Genomic DNA, 4,184 nt, shown 5'->3' with positions numbered 1-4,184 from the left:
AGTAGATCGACCGCCGCAGCCGCACGTTCGTCAAGTCGGCGACGTACTTCAGCGAACCACTCCTCGGCCGCGGCACGAGATAGGTATTGCGGCCGGGGAAGGCTTCCTCGAAGAGCACCTGCACGAGAGGAACGAACTTCTCGTCCGGAGCAAGGTGAACGATCTTCATGCGCCCTGCGCCACGGCATCGACCGAAGCCAGCAGGCTGTCCACCACACGCTGCTCGTCCACCCCGATCCACAGCGGCAGCCGCAGCAGCCGCTCGGAAAGTGCGTCGGTGTGCGTCATCGGCCCGCTGCAGCGGCCGTAGCGCCGGCCCGCCGGCGAGCTGTGCAGCGGCACGTAGTGGAAGACCGGCCCGACGCCGCGTTCGCGCATCGCAGCGATCAGCGCCGTGCGGTGCGTCGGCGACCGGGCGAGGACGTAGTACATGTGCGCGTTGTGGCGGCAGTGCTCGGGCACGACCGGGCGGCGCAGCAGGCCCGCCGCTTCTGCGGGCGCCAAGGCGTGATGATAGAAATCCCAGACGTCCAGCCGCCGCTGCGTGATGCTCTCGGCGTCTTCCAATTGGGCCAACAGGAAGGCCGCGTTCAACTCGCCAGGCAGGAAGGAAGAGCCCATCTCGCACCAGGTGTACTTGTCGACCTCGCCGCGGAAGAACTGACTGCGGTTGGTGCCCTTCTCACGCACGATCTCGGCCCGCTCGATGAGCCCCGGCTGGTTGATCAACAAGGCGCCGCCTTCGCCGCAGATGATGTTCTTGGTCTCGTGGAAGCTGAGGCAGCCGAGGTGGCCTATCGATCCCAGGCAGCGGCCCTTGTAGCGGGCCATCATGCCCTGCGCGGCGTCCTCGATCACCATCAGCCGGTTCTCTTGGGCGATGGACATGATCGTGTCCATCTCGCAGGCGACACCGGCGTAGTGCACCGGCACGATGGCGCGGGTGCGCCGTGTGAGCGCGCCTTCGATCAGCGTCTCGTCGAGATTGAGGGTGTCGGGCCGGATGTCGATGAACACCGGCACCGCGCCGCGCAGCACGAAGGCGTTGGCGGTCGATGCGAAGGTGTACGAGGGCATGAGCACTTCATCGCCCGGTTGCAGGTCGGCCAGGAGCGCGGCGAGCTCCAGGGCTGCGGTGCAGGAGTGGGTGAGCAGCGCCTTGGGCACCGCGAGCAGCGCCTGGAGCCGTTCATGGCAGCGCTGGGTGAATGGCCCGTCGCCGGCCAGCATGCCGTGCGCATGCGCTTCGGCCATGTAGGCGAACTCGCGGCCGGTCAGGTGGGGGCGGTTGAATGGGATCACGGGCCGATCTCCTCGAGGGCGAACGATGGCGGGTTCCGCAGGCCGCTGGTCAGGTGCGCGTTGCGTCGCCCGTCTTCACAACCGGGCGAACTGCGAACTGCGCCCTTCGCTGCGCCGAGCGGATTCGGCCCGGTAGATGCCGCCCGCCTCGCAATCCGACAGGACGACCGCTCCAGCGCCGATCACGCAATCGGCGCCGATCTTCAGCTTGTCCCTCAGCGTCGCATTCGCGCCGATGAAGCAGGCCTGGCCGACATGCACGGAACCGCACACGACGGCCGCCGGCGCAAGGTAGCAGTGGCTTTCGATCACCGTGTGGTGCGAGACGCAGGCGGTCGGGCCGATGAAGACGTTGTCGCCGATCGAGACGAAGGGGCCGATCACGGCGCTCTCGCGAACGAGGCCGTTGTCGCCGAGCCGGGCGTTGTCTGCGATCGAGGCCGTCGGATGCACGTAGCTCGCCAGCCGATAACCCGCTTCCTTGGCAAGCAGGTACTTCTCCCGGCGCAGACGGTTCACGCGCGAATAGCCGATGCCGATGAACATCTCGTGCGTCGCGCAGGGAAACGCCCGCAGCGCCTCCTCCCACGCCACCACCGGCCGGCCGCAGAACGCATCTCCGGTGACGAAGGCGGCATCGACCGCGAACGCCATCACCTCGTACTCGCCGCCGCTGCCGAAGTAGTGCTGCGCCAGTTCCGAATAAGAACCGAGGCCGAAGACGACCAGGCGTTTCTTCATGGCTTTGCATGCCTCAGATAGTCCGCGGCCTGCGGGCCGCAGTTAAACATCAGGTCGAGCACCGAGACCCGCGGAGTGAACGGCCCCCAGAGCTGCGGGTAGTCGGCGTAGCCTTCGTAGTCGAACCACTGCACGCCGATGCCTCGCTCGGCGAAGCGTTGCTCATCGAGATAAGTCCGGGCAGTGGGCCCCGATACATAGAGCGTCGCGTCCGCTTGTTCGCACAGCGCCACGAGGCGCCCGGTCTTGTCGCCTTCGAGCACGTAGTCGCGGGCATCTGTGATGCGGGTCGCGATGCCGAGATAGCCGCAGACAAGATCGATGAGCCGGCGGTTCAACAAGGACAGCAATCGGTGCCCTTGCTCCAGGTACACCGGGCGCAGCAGCTCGGCCACCTCGTCGAAATGGCGAGCCCGCCCGTAGCTCGCCTCCAGGCTCTTCCAATGCCTGGGTGCCCAGGCGCTGCCGTCGATCTCGGCAGCCCGCACCGTCTGCCCCAGCAGCCCCTTGTTCCTCACCGGCACCGTCAACCACTGCGGGCCCTGCGGCGTCTTGATCAGGTTGCGGTTGCGCCAGTCGTGCTTGGTGTACTGCGCTTCGTCATAGACGATGAACTCGTCCACGGCGGCGATCAGGTCGAAGTAGCCGCGCCAGGGCACGTAGTTCGATTGCAGGATCGCGAGCTTCTTCGTCATGGTGTTCGCCGGCCGACGCTCCTGCTGAGATCCCGATACCCGGGAAGGTCAGTATTTCAGGAAACGGCCTGCGATGATGCGGACCCGCCGATTTCGTGACTCCGCCGTGACCGCTTCTGCTTCCCTCCGCCCGGATTCAACCCATCGCGCCGCACGGCTGTCGGCCAGCCGCTTCGAGACGGTACGCGGCCTGCGCCAGCACATGCTGACGTGGGGCGATCCAGGCCTTGTGACGCGCCAGCGTCCCGCGCTCGTCCTGGCGCACGGCTGGATGGACGTGGCCGCGTCGTTCCACTTTCTCGTCGATGCCCTGCAGCACGAGCGCCACGTCATCGCCCTCGATTGGCGCGGCTTCGGCCTGAGCGGCACGCTGCCCGGCTCCGACACCTACTGGTTCCCCGACTACCTTGGCGACCTCGACGCCTTGCTGGATACGGTGCTGCCCGACCAGCCCGTCGATCTGCTCGGCCACAGCATGGGCGCCAACGTCGCGATGCTCTACGCCGGCGTGCGGCCCGAGCGAATCCGCCGGCTGGTCAACCTTGAGGGCTTCGGCCTGCCGGACGGCCCTGCCACGCTGGCGCCGAAGCGCTATGCGGCCTGGCTCGACGAACTCAGGCAGCCGCAACGCCTGCGCGACTACGCCGGCGTGGACGAGGTGGCCGAGCGCCTGCGCCGCAACAACCCGCGCCTCACGGCCGAGCGGGCCGCCTGGCTGGCGCCGCACTGGTCGCGCCGGGACGAGGCGACCGGCCGTTGGGTCATCCAGGGCGACCCCGCGCACAAGCGGGCCAACCCGGTGCTCTACCGCGCCGAGGAGGCGCTGGCTTGCTGGGCGCGCATCACGGCGCCGGTGCTGTGGGTCGAGGGCCGGCAGACCGACGTGGCGAAGTACTGGGGCGATCGCTACCCGCGCAACGAATTCGAGACGCGGCTGAAGGTCGTGCCCAAAGTCGAGCGCGTGATCCTCGAAGACGCCGGCCACATGCTGCACCACGATCAACCCGAGCAACTCGCCGCTCACATCGAGCGTTTTCTCGAAGCGGGCTGATGCCTTGCCGGCGAGGCTGAACGCGGCAGCCGTTGCGAAGCAAGGCACCCGCGAGCCGAAACGTTGCCGTGTGACGTTCTGAGGCGCCGCGCGGCCCTCGTCCGCGAGGGCCCATGAGAAAATCGCCGCTTCGCCCGGCGCGCCCCGACGCAGGCACTCGAACACGAAGGATTGGCCATGGACATCGAACACATCAACGCCCTCGGCACGCAGCTCGACGATCTGCGCCAGCGCACGCAAGCGCTCCGGGGGTATCTTTGACTACGATGAAAAATCGCGCCGCCTGAGCGAGGTCAACGCCGCGCTCGAAGACCCGACGGTCTGGAACGATCCCAAGAACGCCCAGTCGCTGGGCCGCGAGAAGAAGTCGCTGGAGGCGGTGGTCGAGTCGATCG

The 4,184-nt window shown here is 67.3% G+C and carries 4 protein-coding genes and 1 pseudogene; 2 read left to right on the top strand and 3 right to left on the bottom strand.

Annotated features, from left to right (window positions below; all coding sequences use genetic code 11):
- Positions 1-165: 165 nt before the first annotated feature.
- From rffA to H0W40_RS19445, 3 genes are all read right to left on the bottom strand, one after another.
- Positions 166-1,302, bottom strand: a complete 1,137-nt coding sequence (gene rffA / locus H0W40_RS19455) for a dTDP-4-amino-4,6-dideoxygalactose transaminase (RefSeq protein ID WP_292449512.1) — start codon at positions 1,300-1,302, stop codon at positions 166-168.
- A gap of 75 nt (positions 1,303-1,377) precedes the next feature.
- Positions 1,378-2,043, bottom strand: a complete 666-nt coding sequence (locus H0W40_RS19450; protein WP_292449510.1) for an acetyltransferase — start codon at positions 2,041-2,043, stop codon at positions 1,378-1,380.
- Entirely contained in the window at positions 2,040-2,738 is a 699-nt protein-coding gene (locus H0W40_RS19445; RefSeq protein ID WP_292449508.1) for a WbqC family protein, read from the bottom strand. The genes H0W40_RS19450 and H0W40_RS19445 overlap by 4 nt, the downstream gene beginning before the upstream one ends.
- 202 nt (positions 2,739-2,940) lie before the next feature.
- On the opposite strand from H0W40_RS19445, the gene H0W40_RS19440 reads away from it, so the two are divergent.
- A complete protein-coding gene (locus tag H0W40_RS19440) occupies positions 2,941-3,789 on the top strand; it encodes an alpha/beta fold hydrolase (RefSeq protein WP_292449513.1) in 849 nt (282 codons plus the stop codon).
- Between the two features lie 177 nt (positions 3,790-3,966).
- Positions 3,967-4,184, top strand: a pseudogene (prfB, locus tag H0W40_RS19435) (peptide chain release factor 2); the annotation flags it as partial.

It is taken from the genome of Methylibium sp. (assembly GCF_013817345.1).
Taxonomy (GTDB): Bacteria; Pseudomonadota; Gammaproteobacteria; order Burkholderiales; family Burkholderiaceae_C; genus Methylibium.
The sequence above is the reverse complement of the archived record's forward strand: the minus strand, read 5'-3'. Positions and strand labels throughout refer to the sequence as shown.

What these genes read in the sequence shown, in the direction of transcription:
- H0W40_RS19450 (WP_292449510.1), bottom strand. Translation starts at nt 2,043, where the DNA reads ATGAAGAAACGCCTGGTCGTCTTCGGCCTCGGTTCTTATTCGGAACTG.
- H0W40_RS19445 (WP_292449508.1), bottom strand. Translation starts at nt 2,738, where the DNA reads ATGACGAAGAAGCTCGCGATCCTGCAATCGAACTACGTGCCCTGGCGC.
- H0W40_RS19440 (WP_292449513.1), top strand. Translation starts at nt 2,941, where the DNA reads ATGCTGACGTGGGGCGATCCAGGCCTTGTGACGCGCCAGCGTCCCGCG.